Source organism: Halomonas rhizosphaerae, assembly GCF_030010555.1.
Classification (GTDB): domain Bacteria; phylum Pseudomonadota; class Gammaproteobacteria; order Pseudomonadales; family Halomonadaceae; genus Halomonas; species Halomonas rhizosphaerae.
Window position 1 is genome coordinate 72522 of sequence record NZ_JASCQP010000030.1, and the last position, 18940, is coordinate 91461.

General features: G+C 67.7%; 23 protein-coding genes and 1 pseudogene. 11 read left to right on the forward strand and 13 right to left on the reverse strand.

Annotated elements, in window-relative coordinates; genetic code table 11:
• Window positions 1-12 precede the first annotated feature (12 nt).
• Window positions 13-2415 (forward strand): DNA polymerase II, encoded by a 2403-nt coding sequence (locus QLQ83_RS14545; protein ID WP_282736237.1) that lies wholly within the window; start codon window positions 13-15, stop codon window positions 2413-2415.
• Between the two features lie 14 nt (window positions 2416-2429).
• On the opposite strand, the gene QLQ83_RS14550 is transcribed toward QLQ83_RS14545, so the two are convergent.
• Complete coding sequence (locus tag QLQ83_RS14550) at window positions 2430-4229, reverse strand: ABC transporter transmembrane domain-containing protein (protein WP_282736238.1); 1800 nt, start codon at window positions 4227-4229, stop codon at window positions 2430-2432.
• Between the two features lie 158 nt (window positions 4230-4387).
• On the opposite strand from QLQ83_RS14550, the gene trxC reads away from it, so the two are divergent.
• Entirely contained in the window at window positions 4388-4825 is a 438-nt protein-coding gene (trxC, locus tag QLQ83_RS14555) for a thioredoxin TrxC (RefSeq protein WP_282736239.1), read from the forward strand.
• On the opposite strand, the gene QLQ83_RS14560 is transcribed toward trxC, so the two are convergent.
• The 3 genes from QLQ83_RS14560 to yejK form a co-directional block, all read right to left on the reverse strand.
• Entirely contained in the window at window positions 4740-6053 is a 1314-nt protein-coding gene (locus tag QLQ83_RS14560) for a GGDEF domain-containing protein (protein ID WP_282736240.1), read from the reverse strand. The genes trxC and QLQ83_RS14560 overlap by 86 nt on opposite strands.
• 251 nt (window positions 6054-6304) lie before the next feature.
• On the reverse strand, window positions 6305-6889 hold the full coding sequence (locus tag QLQ83_RS14565) for an NAD(P)H-dependent oxidoreductase (protein WP_282736241.1): 585 nt from the start codon (window positions 6887-6889) through the stop codon (window positions 6305-6307).
• A gap of 94 nt (window positions 6890-6983) precedes the next feature.
• Window positions 6984-7991 (reverse strand): nucleoid-associated protein YejK, encoded by a 1008-nt coding sequence (gene yejK / locus QLQ83_RS14570; protein WP_282736242.1) that lies wholly within the window; start codon window positions 7989-7991, stop codon window positions 6984-6986.
• 228 nt (window positions 7992-8219) lie between these two features.
• On the opposite strand from yejK, the gene QLQ83_RS14575 reads away from it, so the two are divergent.
• Window positions 8220-9128, forward strand: a complete 909-nt coding sequence (locus tag QLQ83_RS14575) for a carbamate kinase (protein WP_282736243.1) — start codon at window positions 8220-8222, stop codon at window positions 9126-9128.
• 4 nt (window positions 9129-9132) lie between these two features.
• Here the strand turns inward: QLQ83_RS14575 and QLQ83_RS14580 are convergent, their stop codons facing one another.
• From QLQ83_RS14580 to QLQ83_RS14595, 4 genes are all read right to left on the reverse strand, one after another.
• A complete protein-coding gene (locus tag QLQ83_RS14580) occupies window positions 9133-9903 on the reverse strand; it encodes an ABC transporter permease (protein WP_282736244.1) in 771 nt (256 codons plus the stop codon).
• A 2-nt stretch (window positions 9904-9905) separates the two neighbouring features.
• Window positions 9906-10829, reverse strand: a complete 924-nt coding sequence (locus QLQ83_RS14585) for an ABC transporter ATP-binding protein (protein ID WP_282736279.1) — start codon at window positions 10827-10829, stop codon at window positions 9906-9908.
• 7 nt (window positions 10830-10836) lie between these two features.
• A complete protein-coding gene (locus QLQ83_RS14590; RefSeq protein ID WP_282736245.1) occupies window positions 10837-11043 on the reverse strand; it encodes a DUF6494 family protein in 207 nt (68 codons plus the stop codon).
• Between the two features lie 130 nt (window positions 11044-11173).
• On the reverse strand, window positions 11174-11452 hold the full coding sequence (locus tag QLQ83_RS14595; RefSeq protein WP_106229285.1) for a peptidylprolyl isomerase: 279 nt from the start codon (window positions 11450-11452) through the stop codon (window positions 11174-11176).
• Window positions 11453-11815: 363 nt separating this feature from the next.
• Between QLQ83_RS14595 and QLQ83_RS14600 the strand changes: the two genes are divergently transcribed.
• The 5 genes and pseudogenes from QLQ83_RS14600 (at window position 11816) to QLQ83_RS14620 (ending at window position 14414) form a co-directional block, all read left to right on the forward strand.
• Window positions 11816-12061, forward strand: coding sequence for a hypothetical protein (locus tag QLQ83_RS14600; protein WP_282736246.1), 246 nt, complete (start codon window positions 11816-11818; stop codon window positions 12059-12061).
• The gene (rhuM, locus tag QLQ83_RS14605; RefSeq protein WP_282736247.1) at window positions 12058-13083 is read left to right on the forward strand and encodes a RhuM family protein; all 1026 of its coding nucleotides are present in this window, start codon (window positions 12058-12060) and stop codon (window positions 13081-13083) included. The genes QLQ83_RS14600 and rhuM overlap by 4 nt, the downstream gene beginning before the upstream one ends.
• Window positions 13080-13436, forward strand: a pseudogene (locus QLQ83_RS14610) (PhzF family phenazine biosynthesis protein); the annotation flags it as partial. The gene rhuM and the pseudogene QLQ83_RS14610, both read left to right, overlap by 4 nt.
• A gap of 95 nt (window positions 13437-13531) precedes the next feature.
• Entirely contained in the window at window positions 13532-13939 is a 408-nt protein-coding gene (locus QLQ83_RS14615) for a PhzF family phenazine biosynthesis protein (protein ID WP_282736248.1), read from the forward strand.
• Between the two features lie 22 nt (window positions 13940-13961).
• Window positions 13962-14414 (forward strand): hypothetical protein, encoded by a 453-nt coding sequence (locus QLQ83_RS14620; protein WP_282736249.1) that lies wholly within the window; start codon window positions 13962-13964, stop codon window positions 14412-14414.
• Window positions 14415-14443: 29 nt separating this feature from the next.
• On the opposite strand, the gene QLQ83_RS14625 is transcribed toward QLQ83_RS14620, so the two are convergent.
• The 4 genes from QLQ83_RS14625 to QLQ83_RS14640 all read right to left on the reverse strand — a co-directional run bounded on the left by QLQ83_RS14625 (window position 14444) and on the right by QLQ83_RS14640 (window position 15895).
• Window positions 14444-14761 (reverse strand): CcdB family protein, encoded by a 318-nt coding sequence (locus tag QLQ83_RS14625; RefSeq protein ID WP_282736250.1) that lies wholly within the window; start codon window positions 14759-14761, stop codon window positions 14444-14446.
• A complete protein-coding gene (locus tag QLQ83_RS14630; protein WP_282736251.1) occupies window positions 14761-15006 on the reverse strand; it encodes a type II toxin-antitoxin system CcdA family antitoxin in 246 nt (81 codons plus the stop codon). The genes QLQ83_RS14625 and QLQ83_RS14630 overlap by 1 nt, the downstream gene beginning before the upstream one ends.
• Before the next feature lie 108 nt (window positions 15007-15114).
• Window positions 15115-15438 carry a hypothetical protein gene (locus tag QLQ83_RS14635; RefSeq protein WP_282736252.1) on the reverse strand — a complete coding sequence of 108 codons (324 nt, stop codon included), beginning with the start codon at window positions 15436-15438 and terminating at the stop codon, window positions 15115-15117.
• A 67-nt stretch (window positions 15439-15505) separates the two neighbouring features.
• Window positions 15506-15895 (reverse strand): gamma-glutamylcyclotransferase family protein, encoded by a 390-nt coding sequence (locus QLQ83_RS14640; protein WP_282736253.1) that lies wholly within the window; start codon window positions 15893-15895, stop codon window positions 15506-15508.
• Between the two features lie 156 nt (window positions 15896-16051).
• Here QLQ83_RS14640 and QLQ83_RS14645 point away from each other — a divergent pair, with 156 nt between their 5' ends.
• Window positions 16052-16993: a pirin family protein gene (locus QLQ83_RS14645; RefSeq protein ID WP_282736254.1), complete on the forward strand. Its 942-nt coding sequence runs from the start codon at window positions 16052-16054 to the stop codon at window positions 16991-16993.
• 19 nt (window positions 16994-17012) lie between these two features.
• Here QLQ83_RS14645 and QLQ83_RS14650 read toward each other — a convergent pair whose 3' ends face one another.
• The gene (locus QLQ83_RS14650; protein ID WP_282736255.1) at window positions 17013-17678 is read right to left on the reverse strand and encodes a glutathione S-transferase family protein; all 666 of its coding nucleotides are present in this window, start codon (window positions 17676-17678) and stop codon (window positions 17013-17015) included.
• 138 nt (window positions 17679-17816) lie between these two features.
• Between QLQ83_RS14650 and QLQ83_RS14655 the strand changes: the two genes are divergently transcribed.
• Both QLQ83_RS14655 and QLQ83_RS14660 read left to right on the forward strand, forming a co-directional pair.
• Entirely contained in the window at window positions 17817-18098 is a 282-nt protein-coding gene (locus QLQ83_RS14655) for a DUF503 domain-containing protein (protein WP_282736256.1), read from the forward strand.
• A gap of 108 nt (window positions 18099-18206) precedes the next feature.
• Window positions 18207-18935 (forward strand): aspartate racemase/maleate isomerase family protein, encoded by a 729-nt coding sequence (locus QLQ83_RS14660; RefSeq protein WP_282736257.1) that lies wholly within the window; start codon window positions 18207-18209, stop codon window positions 18933-18935.
• Window positions 18936-18940 lie beyond the last annotated feature (5 nt).

Consider the following 18940-nt stretch of genomic DNA (forward strand, 5'->3'; position numbering starts at 1 on the left):
TCGGACCATCGCATGACAGATCGGGACGGCATGACACGTCACGGCTTCATCCTGACTCGGCACTGGGAGGACACCCCGCGGGGCACAGAGGTCAGTGTCTGGCTGGCCACCGACGACGGCCCGCTCAGGGTGCGCCTGCCGGTGCAGCCCTCGGTGGCCTTCCTGCCGGCCCAGCAGCGCGCCCGGGCCGAGGCGCTGCTCGCCGGCGAGCCGGGCGTCACGCTGTCTGAGCTCGAGCTGCGCGACTTCCACCGGCGCCCGGTGCTGGGTCTCTATTGCCGTCAGCATCGCCAGCTGATTGCCCTCGAGCGGCGCCTCAACAAGGCCGGCCTGGCGCTGTACGAGGCCGACATTCGCCCGCCGGAGCGCTACCTGATGGAGCGCTTCATCACCGCGCCCGTGGCGGTTACCGGCACGCCGGACGGAGAGGGCGGCCTGGCGGAGGCGCGCCTGCGGCCCGCGACGGACTATCGCCCGCGGCTGCGCACGGTGTCGCTGGATATCGAGACCAGCGCCCGGGGCGAGCTCTATTCGATTGCGCTGGAGGGCTGCGGGGCACGTCAGGTCTACATGCTGGGGCCGCACCCTGGCGAGGACGAGAGCGAGGCGGGCGAGCTCGACTTCGCGCTCGATTACTGCGACTCCCGAGCCGAGCTGCTCACGCGGCTCAATGCCTGGTTCGCCGAGTTCGACCCCGATGCCATCATCGGCTGGAACCTGGTGCAGTTCGACCTGCGCATCCTGCACGAGCATGCCCGCGCGCTCGGCATACCACTGCGGTTGGGGCGGGGTGGCGCCGAGATGGAGTGGCGCCCCCATGGGCACCAGCCCAACCACTTCTTCGCCTCCGCCCCCGGTCGGCTGATCGTCGACGGCATCGAGGCGCTGCGCTCGGCCACCTGGCACTTCCCCTCGTTCAGCCTGGAGAACGTCGCCCGGACGCTGCTTGGTGAGGGCAAGGCGATCGACAATCCCTACCAGCGCCTCGAGGGCATCCTGCGCATGTTCGCCGAAGACAAGCCGGCGCTGGCCCGCTACAACCTCAGGGACTGCGAGCTAGTCACGCGAATCTTCGAGGCGACCGAGCTGCTGGAATTCCTGCTCGAACGGGCCACCGTCACCGGCCTGCCCGCCGATCGCAGCGGCGGCTCGGTGGCGGCCTTCACCCACCTCTACCTGCCCCGGCTGCATCGCCTGGGGCTGGTGGCCCCCAATCTCGGCGAAGGGCAGCCGGACGAGAGCCCCGGCGGCTTCGTCATGGACTCGCGGCCCGGCCTCTACGACTCGGTGCTGGTACTCGACTTCAAGAGCCTCTACCCCTCGATCATCCGCAGCTTCCTGATCGACCCGGCGGGTCTGGTGGAGGGGCTCGCCGACCCCTCGGACGCCGCCTCGGTGCCGGGCTTTCGCGGCGCGCGCTTCTCGCGCAGCCGGCACGCCCTGCCGGCGATCGTGGCCCGGGTATGGGCGGGACGCGAGGCCGCCAAGGGTGCCGGCAATGCGCCGCTCTCCCAGGCGCTGAAGATCATCATGAACAGCTTCTACGGGGTCCTCGGCTCGAAGGGCTGCCGCTTCTTCGATGCGCGGCTCGCCTCGTCGATCACCATGCGCGGCCATGAGATCATGCGGCGCACCCGGGAGCTGATCGAGGCCGAAGGGGTTACCGTGATCTACGGCGATACCGACTCCACCTTCGTCTGGCTGGGTGGGGTCTTCGATGAGGCCGATGTTACGGAGGTCGGCCGGCGGCTGGTGAACCGGGTCAACGCCTGGTGGCGCGAGCACCTGGCCCGTGAGTACGGCCTCGAGAGCGCCCTGGAGCTGCAGTTCGAGACCCATTACCGGCGCTTCCTGATGCCCACCATCCGAGGCACCGAGGCGGGCAGCAAGAAGCGCTATGCCGGGCTGGTTCGTGATGCCGACGGCGAGGAGCGGATGGTCTTCAAGGGGCTGGAGACAGTGCGCAGCGACTGGACGGAGCTCGCCAAGGAATTCCAGCAGGCGCTCTACCGGCGCATCTTCACCGGTGAGCCCTGGCGTGACTACGTGCGCGACTTCGTGCAGGCCTTCATGAAGCGTGCCCGGTCAGGGGAACTCGATGAGCGGCTGGTCTATCGCAAGCGGCTGCGCCGTCGTCTGGGTGACTATCAGCGCAACGTGCCGCCCCACGTGCGCGCTGCCAGGCTGGCCGACGCGGAGAACGACCGCCTGGGCCGGGCGCGCCAGTACCAGAACGGCGGCTGGATCCGCTACGTGATGACAGTGGCCGGCCCCGAACCCCTGGAAGCCCACTCGTCCCCCATCGATACCGACCACTACCTGACCCGCCAGCTGCAGCCGGTGGCCGACGCCATCCTGCCCTTCGTCGGCGACGACTTCGAAAGCCTGATCGACCGCCAGCTGGGGCTGTTCTGAGCCGACAGGCCCGGTCAGGGGAGCGAAGGGGAGTCGGTCATGGCGGCCGCGGGATGGCGCCCGAACTGCAGCTCGGCCAGGTGGCGGTAGAGCGGACTCGATTCGAGAAGGTCCTCGTGGCGGCCGCTGGCCACCAGCCGGCCCTGGTCCAGCACCAGCAGGCGGTCGGCGGCGACCACGGTGGCCAGGCGATGGGCGATCACCAGGCTGGTGCGGCCCACCATCAGCCGGTCCAGGGCCTGCTGCACCAGCCGTTCGCTCTCCGCGTCAAGGGCGCTGGTCGCCTCGTCGAGCAGCAGCACCCGGGGCGCCTTGAGCAGCGCCCGGGCGATGGCCAGGCGCTGGCGCTGTCCGCCGGAGAGCTGCACGCCGCCGGGGCCGAGCGAGGTGTCGAATCCCCGGGGCAGGGCCTCGATGAAGTCCAGGGCATTGGCATCCCCGGCGGCCCTGCGCAGGTCCTCGAGGTTGGCCCTGGGCCAGCCGAAGCGCAGGTTCTCGGCCACGGTGCCGGTGAAGAGTACCGGCTCCTGGGCCACCAGGCCCAGCGCCGAGCGCAGTTCGCGTGGGTCCAGGTCGCGCAGGTCGATGCCGTCCAGTCGCAGGGAGCCCCGGTCCGGGTCATGGAAGCGCAGCAGCAGCGCGAGCAGGGTGCTCTTGCCGGCTCCGGAGGGCCCCACCAGCGCCACCCGCTCGCCCGGGAGGACCCGCAGGTCGAGCGCCTCCAGCGCTGGGGATTCGCGGCCGGGATAGGTGAAGCTCACAGCCTCCAGATGAATCTCGCCGGAGAGCGGCCTGGGCAGCGGTACGGGACGCGCAGGCGCCCGAATCGTCGGTCGTGCCTCCAGCAGTTCCAGCAGGCGCTCGGCGGCCCCGGCGGCGCGCTGAACGTCGCCCGCGACCTCGGCCAGCGTCGCCACGGCGCCCGCCGCCAGCACGGCATAGAAGACGAAGGCCGAGAGCTCGCCGGCGGTCATGCTGCCGGCCAGGACCGCCTGGCCGCCCTGCCAGAGCATCACGGCGACCGCGGCGAAGACCGCCAGCATGGCAATGCCCGTCAGCCAGGCACGCTGGCGAGTGCGGGCCACGGCGGTGGCGAAGGCCTCCTCGACCCGTGCCCCATAGGCCTGGCGATCGTGTGCCTCGTGGGTGAAGGCCTGGACGGTGCGGATGCCGGCCAGGGCCTCGCCGGCATAGCGGCCGAGCTCCGCCACCCGGTCCTGGCTGAAGCGCGAGAGGCGTCGCACCCGGCGTCCGAACCAGAGGATCGGAAGCACGGTGGCGGGGATGCCCAGCAGCACGATGGCCGATAGCCACGGCTGGGTCACCAGCATCAGTGCCACCGACCCGACCAGCATCAGCAGGTTACGCAGCGCCAGTGAGATCGACGAGCCGAACAGGCTCTGCAGCACGCTGGTGTCCGCCGTCAGCCGCGAGGTGATCTCCCCGGCGCCGCCGCTCTCCCCGGCACTGCTCTCGAAGAAGCCGGGCTCGAGCTCGAGCAGGTGGTCGAAGACCCGGCGCCGCAGGTCGGCCGCCAGCCGCTCGCCGATCCAGGTGACCAGGTAGTAGCGCAGCGCCGAGGCCATCGCCAGTACCGCCACCACCCCGAGCATCAGGCCGAGGGCCTGGTTGAGCCGTGCGCGATCCTGCGCTATGAACCCCTGGTCGATGACCAGCCGAAGCCCCTGGCCGAGCAGCAGCACGCTGGCCGCGGCGGCGAGCAGCGCCAGGGCGGCCAGCACCAGGCGCCAGCGATAGGGGCGCAGCAGGGCCAGCAGGCTCAGCAGCACGCGGGGGTCGGGTCGTGTGGCCATGGCAGTCTCGGCGGCAGGGTCGGGGAGTGTTGCCGCGACGATAGCAGCCCGGGCAAGCCACTGCATGGCGGGGAATGACAGCCTGCGACGCGATGCCGCTTGAAGCGCCCGCCGGGCGCCAGCATAGTGCGGGAAACCCTTCCCGTATGGAGAGCGAGATGGCCGATTCCCTTACCCTGGGCTGCCCCCACTGCGGGGCCATCAATCGCGTGGCCCGGGAGCGCCTGGGCCACGGGCCGAAATGCGGAAAGTGCAAGCAGGCGCTGTTCACCGGCGAGCCGGTGGCGCTCACCGCGGCCAACTTCCCGGCCCTGGTGGAGCGCAGCGAGCTGCCGGTGGTGGTGGACTTCTGGGCCAGCTGGTGTGGGCCCTGCAAGATGATGGCGCCGATCTTCGCCGAGGCCGCTCGTGACCTCGAGCCCCGCCTGCGCTTCGCCAAGCTCGATACCGAGGCCGAGCAGGTGCTGGCGGCGCGTTTCGGCATCCGCAGCATTCCCACCCTGATCGTCTTCAGGAACGGCCGGGAAGTCGCCCGCCAGCCGGGATTGCTGCAGGGGCCGCAACTGAGGCAGTGGCTCGGACCGCACCTGGCGTGACGGCCGTCGGTACGCTCTCCAGCAGGGTCAGCTCGGGACCCTGGGGTGTCATCACCACGCAGTTGCGCCCGCTCTCCTTGCCGGCATAGAGGGCCCGGTCGGCGCGCAGCAGGCCTGGGTCGAGGGTCATCTCGCCATCGTCGACACGGCTGATGCCGACCGTGACCGTCAGGTCCAGCACCACGCCCTTGACCTCCAGGGGTTGCCGGCAGACGGCCTGACGCAGTCGTTCGGCGATCTCCCGGGCGGTCAAGAGGTTGGCCAGGGGCAGGGCGATGACGAACTCCTCTCCGCCGTAGCGGCCGATGATGTCGCTCTCGCGCAGTACCGACTGGCAGCGGGCGGCGACCACCGTCAGCGCCAGGTCGCCGATGGCATGGCCATGTATGTCGTTGATGGCCTTGAAGTAGTCGATATCCACCATGCACAGCGACAGGGGGGTACCGTCACGGTGGGCCCTGCGACGCTCCTGTTCGGCCAGTTCGAAGAAGCGCCGGCGGTTGGTGATCCCCGTCAGCTCGTCGGTCCTGGCCATATGACGCAGGCGCTGTTCCAACTGATTGCGCTCCTCGATCTCCTCCTTCAGCCGGCGGTTGATCGCGCGCTCCTCCAGCAGGCTGGCAAACTGGGCGCGTTGCAGCCGGTGGATCCGCGAGACCGTCAGCCAGCAGAGCAGGTTGACGAAGCCCAACAGCAGCAGGCTGTTCGCCAGGACCCCGCCGGGCAGCGGTGACCACACGACCACCAAGATAAGGAAGCCGCCGAGCAGGTAGGCGTTGCTGGCCAGCATCCAGGGCAGCCGGTTGGGTATGAAGAGGTAGAGAGCCATGCTGGCAGTCACGATCGAGGCGAGGCTGGTCACGAGGTCATCCGGCTTCAGGGGGATGGTGAGCAGCACGCCACTGACGGCCAGCAGGCAGACCAGGTTGATCGGCATTGGAGTCTGGGCCAGGGAGGGGCGCCGCCATACCGCCAGGGCCAGCAGCAGGAAGCTTGCGGCGACCGTAGCACGCATGGCCAGCAGCACCAGGAAGGTGGTACTCGATCCCAGCAGGCTGAAATCCGTCAGGCTGAAGGCGAGGAAGAGGACGGTGGCTACCACCAGGGCATGACGCAGCTGGCAGGCGTCGTGGGCCTGCATGGTGCGGCGGAACAGGGCCTCCTTGGCGGAGTCCCGAAACTCGCCACGCCAATCGAGTTCATTGGCATTCCCTGCGTCGGTAGCCATTCGCACTTCCTTGAGGGACGGCGTCCATTTTCATGACAGTCATGACAACGGCCGCCCATTTCCCTTGAGTGGGTCGTCTGATGGAAGTCCTGCCGTGGTGCCTGCTCAAACGGCAGCGGTACCGGGGAAGCATGGTGGCAATTTCCGCTTCCCGCCAGTCACCTCGCGCAAGTGTCACAGTAGGCTCACGGTTCTTGTAAGCGATCGCTTACAGAGCAAGTGTGAGTCACGTACTAGAGGGAACTCAGCGGTTATTCTGCCTTGGCACCCATCTTCTCCAGGCGGGTGAACCACTTGCGACAGTCGTCCGCATCGAGCGCCTCCACCGAACCGATCAGTGTCTCGCGCACCGGTGCGAAGCCCACGAACCCCAGGATATTGCGTTCCAGCGACCTGACGCTGTGGGCGCGATAGAGGTGGCGGTAGATCGCTGCCGGCATGCCCATGGTCACCACGACGCGCGCCGAGCGTCCCTTCAGCCCCTTGCGGCCCAGGGGGTTGCCTTTCTCGTACTCGAAGGCGAAGTGCGGTCGCATCACCTGTTCGAGGAACCCCTTCACCAGCGCCGGCATGTCGCCGAGCCACAGCGGGAAGAACAACACCAGGTGCTCGCACCAGCGGATGGCGTCCGCTGCCTCGTCGAGCGAGGCGGGCATGCGTTCCTCGGTCCAGGCCTGCTGGCTGCGCAGCAGCGGGAAGTCCAGGTCGGTTACCCTCACCGTGCGCACCTCGTGCCCCGCCGTCTCCGCACCCAGGCGGTAGTGCTCGGCCAGGACATGCAGCAGGTGGGGGGCGTTGGCATCGGGGTGGCCCTGAAGGATAAGGATGCGGCGCATGGCGGCTCTCCCGCAGTGACATGGGTCAGGGCTTCAGCATAGCGGGATGTGCGCCCTCCGGGACACGGCATGGTGGTCGAGTGCCGGCCCGTGCTCAGCCCTGGCGCTTGAGCTGTTCGCGCAGCTGCCTGGGCACCTGCTTGATGATCAGCCGGTCCTGGTCCTCGTCGTATTCCACGCCGGAGCCGAGCAGGTAGGAATCGAAGCTGATCGACACGCCGCCGGCGCGGCCGGTGAAGCGGCGGAACTGGCTGAGGGTGCGCCGGTCCGGCGGGATCTCCGGGGAGAGGCCATAGTCGGCGTTGCGGATATGGTCGTAGAAGGCCTTCGGCTGCTGCTCGTCGAGGACCTCCGAGAGCGCCTCCAGGGTCATCGGCTCGCCGCGGCGGGCCTGGTCGCTGGCGTAGTCGATCAGCGCGTCGGTCTTTTCGCGGCTGGCATCCTCGGGCAGGTCCTCCCGCTCGACGTAGTCGCTGAAGGCCTTGAGCAGGGTGCGGGTCTCGCCGCTGGCATCCACGCCCTCCTCGGCGCCGAGCAGGGTGGCGAACCCCTCGGCGAGCTTCTTGCCGCCGCGGTCGCGGGTCCAGGAGAGGTACTGCTTCGAGGCTCCGGCCTGCCACTGGTTGAGGTTGAGGCGTGCCGCCAGGGTCATCTGCGCCAGATTAAGCTGGCGCACAGGTACCACGGCGAGGTTGGCGTCGATGCCGAAGCCCTCTCGATGGTGCAGCAGCGCAAGGCTCAGGTAGCGGGTGTCGCCGAACTGGTGGTGGAGCACCAGCAGGTCGCCGGAGAGCGAGAGGTGAGCGCCGACCAGTTCGGCGATTCGGCCCGCCAGGTCGCGGGAGAAGGCGACGAAGTCGCGGCCCCCGTCGAGGTAGTCGGAAAGCTCGCTGGCGAAGGGTGAGCTCACCTCGCCCTCGGGCGTCGTCTCGGCGAAGTGGCCCCAGGCCTTGGGCTTGGCATTGAAGGCATCGTTGAAGCCGGCCAGCAGGTCGTCCAGGGCCGGGGAGGGGGGCAGCTCCGCCGTGGCGGGCACCAGGCTCATCGGCGCCTCGCCGGCGGCCTTGTCGATGCGATGGATGATGCTGTGCAGGATCGGCATGGGAGCTCCGCGGTGAGGTGGCGAGGAGGGCGATGATACCCGCCCCGGGCGCACCTCGATAGCCGGCCTCGGGGCTCGGGGCTGGTCGAGGGTCGTGGCAGCCCAGCACCGGACTATGCTGATGAAAGGGGACGTCGCCGAGACCGCGCCTGCGCCTTGTCCGGGCCTCGTCCTGCCGCGTGACCCGACATCGAGGCCCCGAACACACCCACGCCGGAGGCGGCTTGCATGCGAATCGTGGTAGCCCTGGGCGGCAATGCCCTGTTGCGGCGTGGCGAGCCCATGACCATCGACAACCAGCGCCACAACGTGCGGCGCGCGGCGGTCGCCCTGGCCGAGCTCGCCGGCCGCCACCAGCTGGTGGTGACCCATGGCAACGGCCCCCAGGTGGGCCTGCTGGCCCTCCAGGCGCAGGCCTACGCCGAGGTCGCCCCCTATCCGCTGGACGTGCTGGACGCCGCGACCGAGGGCATCATCGGCTACCTGATCGAGGCCGAGCTGCTCAACGCGATGCCGCCCGGTGCCAGCTGCGCCAGCCTGCTGACCCGGGTCGAGGTGGATGCCGACGACCCCGCCTTCCTGACCCCGTCCAAGGCCATCGGTCCCGGCTACGACCGCGACACCATGCAGCGGCTCAAGGCCGAGAAGGGCTGGGCCTTCGTCGAGGAGGCCACCGGCCACTGGCGGCGCGTGGTCGCCTCGCCGCTGCCGCGGCGCATCCTGCCCATCGACATCATCCGCCGCCTGATGGAGGCCGGGGTGGTGGTGATCTGTGCGGGGGGTGGCGGCATTCCCACGGTGCGCGGGGTCGGCGGACGCCTGGAGGGCGTGGAGGCGGTCATCGACAAGGATCATGCCGCCGGGCTACTGGCGGCGCGGCTGGACGCCGATGCCCTGCTGCTGCTGACCGACGTGGCGGCGGTCTACGATGGCTGGGGTGGCCCGGCGCCCCGGCCGTTGGGCCGAGTCACGCCGGGCGACCTGGCCAGCCGGACCTTCGCGCCGGGCTCTATGGGCCCCAAGGTGGCGGCCGCCTGTGAGTTCGTCCTGGCCCGGGGTGGCGTCGCCGGTATCGGGGCGCTGGAGGACGCCGGCCGTATTCTCGATGGCCAGGCCGGGACCCTGATCAGCGCGTGAGGGGTCAGGGCTTCAGGCGGTAGCCGCTGCGGAAGATCCAGCCCACCACCGCGAGCGCCGCGGCCAGGAACAGCAGGATCATGCCCAGGCTGACCAGCGGGCTGACATCGCTGATGCCGTAGAAGCTCCAGCGGAAGCCGCTGATCAGGTAGACCACCGGGTTGGCCAGGGTCACCGCCTGCCAGAAGGGCGGCAGCATGTCGATGGAGTAGAAGGTGCCGCCCAGGAAGGTCAGGGGGGTGATCACCAGCAGCGGCACCAGTTGCAGCTTCTCGAAGCCGTCGGCCCAGATGCCGATGATGAAGCCGAGCAGGCTGAAGGTCAGCGCGGTAAGCACCAGGAACACCACCATCATCAGCGGATGGTCGATGGAGTAGGGCACGAAGAGCCGCGCCGTGACCAGCACGATGGCGCCGAGGATCAGCGACTTGGTCGCCGCCGCGCCTACATAGCCCAGCACCACCTCGACATAGGACATCGGCGCCGAGAGGATCTCGTAGATCGAGCCCGAGAAGCGCGGGAAGAAGATGCCGAAGGAGGCGTTGGAGACGCTCTGGGTGAGCAGCATCAGCATGATCAGGCCCGGCACGATGAAGGCGCCATAGCTGATGCCATCCACCTCACTGATCCGCGTGCCGATGGCCGCGCCGAACACCACGAAGTAGAGCGAGGTAGAGATCACCGGCGAGACGATACTCTGCAGCACGGTGCGCAGGCTGCGCGCCATCTCGGCGAGATAGAGGGTCTTGACGGATTGCAGGTTGAAACGCTTCATGCTCAGTGTCGCTCCTGGACCAGGCTGACGAAGATGTCCTCCAGCGAACTCTGGCGGGTGTGCAGGTCCTTGACCCGCAGCCCCACTGCCTCGAGGTCGGCCAGCAGTCCCGAGATCGTCGAGCCCCCCCGCTGACTGGCGGCATCGTAGCTGTAGACCAGCGCATGGCCCTCGTTGGCGAGTGCCAGGCCGTGGCCCGCCAGCGACTCCGGCACCGCCTGCAGCGGCTCCTGCAGGTGCAGGGTCAGCTCCTTGCTGCCGAGCTTGCGCATCAGCGCGTGGGTGTTCTCCACCAGCACGATCTCCCCGCGGCGGATTACCCCGATGCGGTCGGCCATCTCCTCGGCCTCCTCGATGTAGTGGGTGGTGAGGATGATGGTCACCCCCTGGTCGCGCAGCCCGCGCACCACCTCCCACATCTCGCGGCGCAGTTCCACGTCCACGCCCGCGGTGGGCTCGTCCAGGAACAGCACCTGGGGCTCGTGGGAGAGCGCCTTGGCGATCAGCACCCGGCGCTTCATGCCACCGGAGAGCTCCAGCAGCCGGCTGTTGCGCTTCTCCCACAGCGTCAGTGAGCGCAGTACCTTCTCGATGTGCGCCGGGTCCTGCGGCTTGCCGAACAGCCCGCGGCTGAAGCTCACCGTGTCCCACACCGTGGTGAAGGCCTCGTTGGTCAGCTCCTGGGGTACCAGGCCGATCAACGCCCGTGCGGCGCGGTAGTCGCCGACGTTGTCGTGACCATCCACCAGGACTCGGCCGCTGCTGGCGTTGACCAGGCCGCAGATCACGCTGATCAGGGTCGTCTTGCCCGCGCCGTTGGGGCCGAGCAGGGCGAAGATCTCGCCCCGCTGGATCGTGAGGTCGACATCCACCAGCGCCTTGAAGCCATCGGCGAAGGTCTTCGAGAGCCCCTCGACCTGGATCATAGGCGCATCACTCAAGGGTGATGTCCCCGTCGAAGTCGAGCGCCAGGTTCAAGCCATCCACCTCCACGGTCACCCGTGCCGGCAGCCTCTCGTTGCCCTTGAGGTGTCCTTCGGCGAGCCCTCGCTGCACGGCCTTCTCGATCTCCTGCTGGGTAGTGACGCCCACCGTCTTCAGCAGCTTGCGGATGCTCTGTTGAAAGGCCTCGTCGTTCATTCTCTGCTTCTCCTGTGGTGATCGCTGATGCCCTCCATCCTAGCGCGACTGGCCGGATGATACAGGGGTTGTACAAGAAAAAGCCGTGCATGGCGGCCATGCACGGCGTCGATCCCGGCGAGTCAGGAGATCAGCTGCGCTCGGTGACCTCCAGCAGGTGGTAACCGAACTGGGTCTTTACTGGGCCCTGCACCTTGCCCACTTCCCCCTCGAAGACCGCCTTGTCGAACTCCGGCACCATCTGGCCCGGGCCGAAGGTGCCGAGCTCGCCGCCCTGCTTGCCGGACGGGCAGGAGGAGTGCTCGCGGGCGACCTCGGCGAAGTCGCGACCGCCCTCGATCTCGGCCTTGAGTTCATTACACTTCGCTTCGCTGTCCACCAGGATATGACGTGCGCTTGCCTGAGCCATGTTGCTCTCCTTGATGTTCGGCAGGGATGCCGGTTGATGTGCCCCCGAGCATATCACGCCACTTTCCGGTTTTCGTGGGAGCCCTACGCATGGCATCCGACTGATCTTCGTGGGCGCGCTGCTGGCAGCGCGAACCTCTCCGTCGTCACCACACTCACTCGGCACCCAGCGGGTCTTCGTGGGAGCGAAGCTTGCTTCGCGAATCCCTGTGGTTGCCACCGTGCCCATTCCAGGCACTCAGCCGATCTTCGTGGGAGCGCTGCTGGCAGCGCGAATCTCTCCGCCACGGGCGATTGGCACAGGCTGATGCCGCGGCGTAGCATTGCCCCCACGATTCTCATCGCAAGGAACCGCGACCCCCCCATGTTCGAGCAGACCTTCAAGAACATCGAGGACGTGCTGTGGAAGGAGGCCGGCTGCGCCACCGAGCTGGACTACACCGAGCAGACCTCCTGGCTGCTCTTCCTCAATCACCGGGATTATCTCTTGCAGCGCCGCGTCGCTTACGCCAATTTTGGTGAACTGAAGCAGTCCCTGCTGCAGAACGCCTTCTCCGGCGAGCTGACGGTCAGGGAGGCCGAGGCAGCGGTGGAGGAGGCGACGGCATGAGCACCGAGAGCCAGGCACCCATCGTCATCTACCAGGAGGCAGACCAGGCGGTCGAGGTGCGGCTGGATGCCGAGCGAGATACCGTCTGGCTGACGCAGCGGCAGATGGGCGAAGTCTTCGATACGACGCCCGAGAACGTCCTGATGCACCTGAAAAACATATATGCGGACAAGGAGTTGGAAGAACCGGCAACTGCTAAGGATTTCTTAGTAGTTCGAACGGAAGGTAAGCGACAGGTGCGCCGCAAGCTTCAGCACTACAACCTCGATGCCATCATCTCGGTGGGCTATCGCGTCAACTCCCGGTGCGCAGTGCAGTTCCGCCAATGGGCCACCCGGGTGCTGCGCGAGCACCTCTCCCAGGGCTGGACGCTGAACCGCCAGCGCTTCGAGGAGAACGCCCGCGAGCTGGAGGCCGCCATGGCCATGGTGCGCAAGACCGCCGGCAGCCCGGCGCTGGATGCCACGAGCGGACGGGGCTTGGTGGATATTGTCACCCGCTATGCCCAGACCTTCCTGCTGCTGCAGCGCTACGACGAGGGCCTGCTCACCGAGCCTCGCGCCGAGGCTGGTGGCCGGCTGCCGACCCTGGAAGAGGCCCGCACGGCGCTGGCTTCGCTGAAGGCAGAGCTGATCGCCAAGGGCGAGGCCACAGACCTGTTCGCCCGCGAGCGTGGCGACGGCCTCGATTCGCTGCTCGGCAACCTGGACCAGACGATCTTCGGCGAGCCGGCCTATCCCTCGGTGGAGGCCAAGGCCGCGCACCTGCTCTACTTTGTGGTCAAGAACCACCCCTTCGCCGATGGCAACAAGCGCAGCGCGGCCTACCTCTTCGTCGACTTCCTCTACCGCAACGATCGCCTGCTCAATGCCTATGGCGAGGTGGTGGTCAACGACGTGGGCCTCGCCGCCCTGACGCTGCTGATCGCCGAGTCAGACCCGGCCAACAAGGAGATCATGGTCCGGCTGATCATGAACATGCTGGCCAGCTCTGAAGCTCGGGTTTCAGGCGAGGCTGTATGACTGAATACTTCCTGCTCGATGTCTTCACAGACCGAGCCTTTGCTGGCAACCCGCTGGCGGTTTTCCCCCACGAAAGCGAACTGGACACCGGCACCATGCAGGCCATCGCCAACGAGCTGAACCTCTCCGAGACGGTGTTCGTTGGTGAGGCAACCGACCAGCATCGTTATCCCATCCGCATCTTCACGCCCACCGCGGAACTGCCCTTCGCTGGCCATCCGACGGTAGGCACTGCCCACCTGCTGGTGGAGCTGGGCATGGCAGAGCCTGACCATCCTCTGGTTCTCGAGGCCGGCATCGGCCCCCTGGTCTTGGAGATCGAGCACGAACTGGCCCGTTTTACCACGGCAGAGGCGGTCAGCATTCTGGCCAGCACCTTGAACCAGGCCGCCGCCGCTGAGCTGCTGGGGCTGGAGGCAAACCCGAGCCGGTGCTTGCCTCCTGCGGGGTGCCCTATCACCTGGTCGAGCTCGATTCGTTGGAAGCCCTCGAGAGGGCACGGCCATCGCCGAGTGCCTGGACGGAATGGGTGTCACCCAGCGGCCAGGATCAGATCTATCTCTATGTGGCCGGTAATCAGGCTGATGCAACAGAAATCGTGAGAGCCAGGATGTTGTCCACCCAGGGTGGTGTGCGCGAAGACCCGGCGACCGGCAGTGCTGCCGCGGCCCTGACGGGGCATCTGGCGCAGAAGAAGGGAGTTGGTCGATGGCACTGGCGGATCGAACAGGGTATCGAGATGGGTCGCCCAAGCCGCATCCTTGCCGAGGTTGAGCGCACCGAAGACGACCTTGCGATCCGCATTGCGGGACAGGCAGTGATCGTGGGAAGAGGAACGTTGCACCTGCCAGGCTGACTGCCTAATTACCGGAGGCCCCATGAAGCCCTTCTCCATCCTGCTGATCCGGCTGCTGGGTCTCTATCTCTTCCTGAACACGCTGTTCTCGTTGCTGCCGGCGCTGCTCGGCCCAAATGTCGGCGAGCGCTGGTACGGTGAACTGCTGCCGGTGCTGGTTGCCACGGTGGCGGTGCCGATGGTGGGCGGGGTGCTGCTCTGGTGCTTCGCCGGCCGGCTGGCTGGCAAGCTGCATGGTGAGGTAGAGGAGGCAGGGCGGGTCAAGGATGACGACCTGGTGCGTGCCGGCACCTTCCTGATCGGTTTCACCCTGGTGGTGCGCCACGTCGGCATGCTGGTGGCGGCCTACTCGGCTGCAGGCGCCGTCGCCTACGACGCCCTTTTCGTGGTGGCGGCGGGCCTTGGCATGATGCTTGGCGGTGGGACTCTTCTGGCGCTGTATCGCCGGATCAAGTATCTGGGGCTGGATCGGTAGGCCGCCATAATAGGTGGCCGCAGGTTGAATCAGATGCCGGTCATCAGGAAGTCGATAGCGGCCATGATCCGGTCGCGATTCATGCCAAGGTCATGCACGGCTCTGCCGAGACGCTTCCTTTCAATTCCGGCGAGTTCCTGCGTCAAGGCGATGTAGCGTTCACCATCGATCTCGATGATGGGATTCAGGTAGGTCATTCGCACGCTTTCGGCTTGAGTGGCAGGGCAGAGTGGTACGACAACAGTCGTGCATAGCTCTTCGAGCAGGTCGCTCTGGATATCAAGCAGGTAGGGATAGCGTTCGCGCGAGGCCGGGTTTCTGTTTTCGTAGGCGTTGAACTGGGCCATCAGAACTGCCGTTCGCCATCACCGAAGGTGCCGTGCTCCTCCACGGTGCGATTGTAGGCTCGGATGGCAGCTACATTTTCCCGCCGCCACTGCTCCTGCTGCGCGGTACGCACCCGCTCGGTCAGTGCGCTCTCGAAGGTGGCAGAGAGGTTGATCCCCAGGCGCCTCGCGCGTTGGAGCAGGTCGCTGTTGATGCTGACATTGGTGGGTTTCTTGGGTGCTGTGACATCGAAGAGTGGCGACATGGTGCAGTCTCCCGTTGCGAAGGGATATGCGTATAGCGTATGCGCACTAATGCTTCACAACAAGGGAGTCCCACGCAGCGGGCGTCGGTCGGGCCGAGAGCTGCCGTATCAGCCGCCGGAGCCGAGGGTCAGCCGCAGGGCCTGCAGGCTGTCGAGCTCCAGGCGGGTCTCGTCGGAGAACACCGGATGGCCGATGACGCGGATGTCGAGGCTCGCCTCGGCGCCGCCGTAGGTCACCTCGGCGCTGACACGGCTGTCGCTGGCCAGGGGCGCCATGGGCGCGAAGTCGACGCGCCTGACCTCCACGGCGGTGAGGCCGAGGTCGTCGAGGCGCTGGTCGAGGGCGCGCTTGACCTCCACGTCGTAGTAGAAGTAGAGCCCGCCATAGGCCAGGCCGGCCAGCGCGGCGAGGTAGAGCATGAAGCGGACCATGGCCGTCTCCTTGGTGACATTCCGGGTGGGGTTCCTTAGCGTCCGCGTTTATACCACAGCCGCAGGACTATCGGGGCCGCCAGGCCCCTTCGCGGATCACCGGGCAGCCGGCCACCTCGCGGTTGTAGAGGTAGAGCCAGGCGGGGCCGAAGGCGGTGGCCTGGATGACGCGCTCGTAGTCGCCATGCTTCGGCGTCCGCACCCGATAGTCCTCGAGCCGATCCAGCCCGGCCAGCAGCCGAGCGCTGACCTCGAACACCTCCACCTCGATGCCCCGCGAGGCCTCGGGCTTGGCCGCGGGATAGGGCCCGAGGTCGTAGAGGGTCGCCGAGGTGAGGACGTCCGCCCCCAGGAAGTGGGCGCCTTCCAGCCAGTGGTGGTTGCGCAGCCCGCGCTTCAGGGTGCCGTAGACGGCGACCAGGGGCGTGCGGGTGATGGCGAGGGCGGGAGTGTGCATGCGGGCCGGCTCCGGAATGCTGTCATGTGCCTGTCGGGAGGATACCCTCGGCCCCTGGCTCGATGCCATGCCGTCGCGGTTGTTCGCCCGGGGCGTCCCGGGCATGCCAGTGCCATACTGCCATCAGCGTCGTCGCTGGGCCCGGAGGACCTTCCCATGAGCAACATGATCAAGGATGCGACCCCGTCATCCTCGCTGGACTGCCCCGTGGTCGAGGGGCGGCGAGAACTGCAGCATGTGTCATCGCGCCGCGCCGAGGTCGGCGGCATCCCGATCCACCGGGTACTGCCGTCGCGGCAACGGCGCCTGGTGGGCGGCTGGTGCTTCCTCGACCACGCTGGGCCGGTGGTGTTCAAGGGCGAAAGCCGCGGCATGCGCGTGGGGCCGCATCCGCATATCGGCCTGCAGACCTTTACCTGGATGATCGCGGGGCGTGTGCTGCATCGCGACAGCCTGGGTAGCGAGCAGGTGATCCGCCCGGGGCAGGTCAACCTGATGACGGCGGGGCGCGGCATCAGCCATACCGAGGAGTCGTTGCTGGAGGATCCGCAACTGCATGCCGCCCAGCTGTGGATCGCGCTGCCCTTCGCCCAGCGTCACACGACGCCGCGCTTCGACCATTACCCCGAGTTGCCGGTGTGGCGTGACCAGGGCGTGGCCTTGACCCTGCTGGTCGGGGAGTTCGCCGGGCGCCGGGCCCCCACGCTGTCCTTCTCGCCGCTGGTGGGGCTGGACCTCGCCGCCGAGGCGGCGGCCACCCTGCGATTGGGGCTGCGCCACGCGTTCGAATATGCCGTGCTGCCATTGGAAGGGGAGGTGACGCTGGACGGCGAGACGTTCGCCGCCGACGAGCTGGCCTACCTGGGGCGTGGACGGGAGACGCTGGAGCTGACGCTGCCGGCGGGCGCCAGGGCGCTGCTGCTGGGTGGCGAACCGCTCGGCGAGGAGGTGGTGATCTGGTGGAACTTCGTCGGCCACAGCAGGGCCGAGATCGCCGAGGCCCAGCGCGAATGGGAAGCCGGCGGCGAGCGCTTCGGCAGCGTCCCCGAGTATGACGGCGAGCGGCTGATGCCGCCGCCGATTCCCTGGAAGGTCTAGCCTGCCGGTGGCTTACCGGTCAGCGGAGCGCCATGGCCGCCGTCGGCGAGACGCCCTGGGCCACGGCGGCGTCATGCTGGGCCTCCAGGGTACGCCGGAAGGCCTCGCGTGCCTGGAGGCGCGCCCAGTAGTCGCGCACGTTCGGCTTGAAGCGTTCCTCCAGCCCCAGGTGGCTGGCCAGCAGCAGGGCGTAGCCCACCGAGACGTCGGCGGCGGTGAAGCGCTCGGCACAGAGCCAGCGCCGTGTCGCGAGCCGGGGCTCCAGGGTCCGCAGCCGGGACAGGAACCACCGGCTGTAGTCCTCCACCACTTGGGGCAGGCGGCGCTCCGGGGGCTCGAACTGGCCGTAGCGCAGCACCAGGGTCTGCGGGAAGGTCAGGGTCGCCTCGCCGAAGTGCAGGAAGTTGAGGTAGTCGCCATAGGCGGGATCCTGGCAGGTCACGTCCAGGCCGGCCTCGGGATGGCGGGCGGCGAGATACTGGCAGATGGCCGCCGACTCGGTCATGCACACCTCGCCGTCCAGGAAGGCGGGCACGGTGCCCAGCGGATTGATCGCCAGCAAGGCCTCGCCGTGCACCCGCGGCGGGAAGTCGTGCAGGATCAGCTCATAGGGCAACCCCAGTTCCTCGAGCATCCAGAGGGGGCAGAAGGAGCGGGCGCTGACACAGTGATGGAGGCGGATCATGGGGTCTCCTGGCGTGATCGTCCCCCCGTCGGGGCCGGCGACGGGAAAAGACTACTATGCTGCCCTCAGTCTGGATAGACGCCCGGTGTGCCAGGCGTCTCCCCGGGAAGATGCCCCTGCAGGCCAGAGGAGTCCTTTATGCATATCGCCGTCCTCACCCTCAGGATCGCCCTGCCGGGGTGCCGCTCGCTGAAGGAGAAGCGCCAGCGCATGGGCGGCCTGCACGAGCGATTCGGACGCCATCCGTCGATTGCGGTCTGCGAGAGCGGCGACCTTGACCGCCACGAAGCCAGCGAGTGGACCTTCGTGGTGGTGGGCTCCACCTCGCGGGACGTGGAGTCGCTGTGCAGCGAGATCGAGGACAAGCTGCAGCGCACGGTCGACGGCCGGGTACTGGATGCCACACGTGAGTTCCTCTGAGCGTGACCGCCGTGAGCCTTAAGGGGCATTGCCAGGCGCTGGGGGAACTGCGATAGCCTAGGCTTGACCAGTTGTGCAACGTCAACAGCCAGACCGGGAGGTCATCGCATGTCGCCAGAATCCTGCCTGGGCATCCTGCTGCCCGACGACGGACCGGATGACTACGAGTGGTATACCCTCGGCGACGAGGTAAGCGGGCTGCCGCGGATCCAGGTGGGCAAGGTGGCGAGCGACGGCCACCATGCGCTGACGGCGTTGCTGGCGCTCGGCGAGGTGGAGCGGCTGGCGCCGGTGGGCCGGACCCTGGTGGAGGAGAGCGGTGCCAAGGCCGTGGTATGGGCCTGCAACAGCGCCAGCTTCATCGGCGGGCTCGACTGGGCCAGGGAACAGAGTGCGGCCCTGGCGTCCCGGCTGGGCGTGCCGGTTACCAGCACGGCGCTGGCCTTTCATGAAGCGCTGGCCGCCCTCGGCCACACCCGGGTGGACCTGCTCAGCCCCTATCCGGACGAGGTGACCCTGCGGCTGGTGAGCTTCCTGCGTGAGGGAGGCGTCAGCGTGGTCAACGACAAGACACTGGACTGCCCCTATGCTGCCGATTCCCACCGCGCCGACATCCTGGCTGAGGTGTGTCGCTTCTGCGCCCGCTACCCCGACGCCTCGCGGCCGCTGCTGGTGCCCGATACGGCGGTCAACTCGCTGTTCCTGCGCGAGGCCCTGAGCCGCGAGGCCGGCCGCGTGGTGCTCACCGCCAACCAGGTGACCCTGTGGGCCGGGCTGAAGCGGCTAGGCGGTGCAAGCCAGTCCGAGAGGTTGCTCGGCCCTCTCGCCGCGAGCTGACGCCC

Coding starts and splice junctions, on each gene's coding strand:
- QLQ83_RS14545 (WP_282736237.1), top strand. CDS start 13: ATGACAGATCGGGACGGCATGACACGTCACGGCTTCATCCTGACTCGG.
- QLQ83_RS14550 (WP_282736238.1), bottom strand. CDS start 4,229: ATGGCCACACGACCCGACCCCCGCGTGCTGCTGAGCCTGCTGGCCCTG.
- trxC (WP_282736239.1), top strand. CDS start 4,388: ATGGCCGATTCCCTTACCCTGGGCTGCCCCCACTGCGGGGCCATCAAT.
- QLQ83_RS14560 (WP_282736240.1), bottom strand. CDS start 6,053: ATGGCTACCGACGCAGGGAATGCCAATGAACTCGATTGGCGTGGCGAG.
- QLQ83_RS14565 (WP_282736241.1), bottom strand. CDS start 6,889: ATGCGCCGCATCCTTATCCTTCAGGGCCACCCCGATGCCAACGCCCCC.
- yejK (WP_282736242.1), bottom strand. CDS start 7,991: ATGCCGATCCTGCACAGCATCATCCATCGCATCGACAAGGCCGCCGGC.
- QLQ83_RS14575 (WP_282736243.1), top strand. CDS start 8,220: ATGCGAATCGTGGTAGCCCTGGGCGGCAATGCCCTGTTGCGGCGTGGC.
- QLQ83_RS14580 (WP_282736244.1), bottom strand. CDS start 9,903: ATGAAGCGTTTCAACCTGCAATCCGTCAAGACCCTCTATCTCGCCGAG.
- QLQ83_RS14585 (WP_282736279.1), bottom strand. CDS start 10,829: ATGATCCAGGTCGAGGGGCTCTCGAAGACCTTCGCCGATGGCTTCAAG.
- QLQ83_RS14590 (WP_282736245.1), bottom strand. CDS start 11,043: ATGAACGACGAGGCCTTTCAACAGAGCATCCGCAAGCTGCTGAAGACG.
- QLQ83_RS14595 (WP_106229285.1), bottom strand. CDS start 11,452: ATGGCTCAGGCAAGCGCACGTCATATCCTGGTGGACAGCGAAGCGAAG.
- QLQ83_RS14600 (WP_282736246.1), top strand. CDS start 11,816: ATGTTCGAGCAGACCTTCAAGAACATCGAGGACGTGCTGTGGAAGGAG.
- rhuM (WP_282736247.1), top strand. CDS start 12,058: ATGAGCACCGAGAGCCAGGCACCCATCGTCATCTACCAGGAGGCAGAC.
- QLQ83_RS14620 (WP_282736249.1), top strand. CDS start 13,962: ATGAAGCCCTTCTCCATCCTGCTGATCCGGCTGCTGGGTCTCTATCTC.
- QLQ83_RS14625 (WP_282736250.1), bottom strand. CDS start 14,761: ATGGCCCAGTTCAACGCCTACGAAAACAGAAACCCGGCCTCGCGCGAA.
- QLQ83_RS14630 (WP_282736251.1), bottom strand. CDS start 15,006: ATGTCGCCACTCTTCGATGTCACAGCACCCAAGAAACCCACCAATGTC.
- QLQ83_RS14635 (WP_282736252.1), bottom strand. CDS start 15,438: ATGGTCCGCTTCATGCTCTACCTCGCCGCGCTGGCCGGCCTGGCCTAT.
- QLQ83_RS14640 (WP_282736253.1), bottom strand. CDS start 15,895: ATGCACACTCCCGCCCTCGCCATCACCCGCACGCCCCTGGTCGCCGTC.
- QLQ83_RS14645 (WP_282736254.1), top strand. CDS start 16,052: ATGAGCAACATGATCAAGGATGCGACCCCGTCATCCTCGCTGGACTGC.
- QLQ83_RS14650 (WP_282736255.1), bottom strand. CDS start 17,678: ATGATCCGCCTCCATCACTGTGTCAGCGCCCGCTCCTTCTGCCCCCTC.
- QLQ83_RS14655 (WP_282736256.1), top strand. CDS start 17,817: ATGCATATCGCCGTCCTCACCCTCAGGATCGCCCTGCCGGGGTGCCGC.
- QLQ83_RS14660 (WP_282736257.1), top strand. CDS start 18,207: ATGTCGCCAGAATCCTGCCTGGGCATCCTGCTGCCCGACGACGGACCG.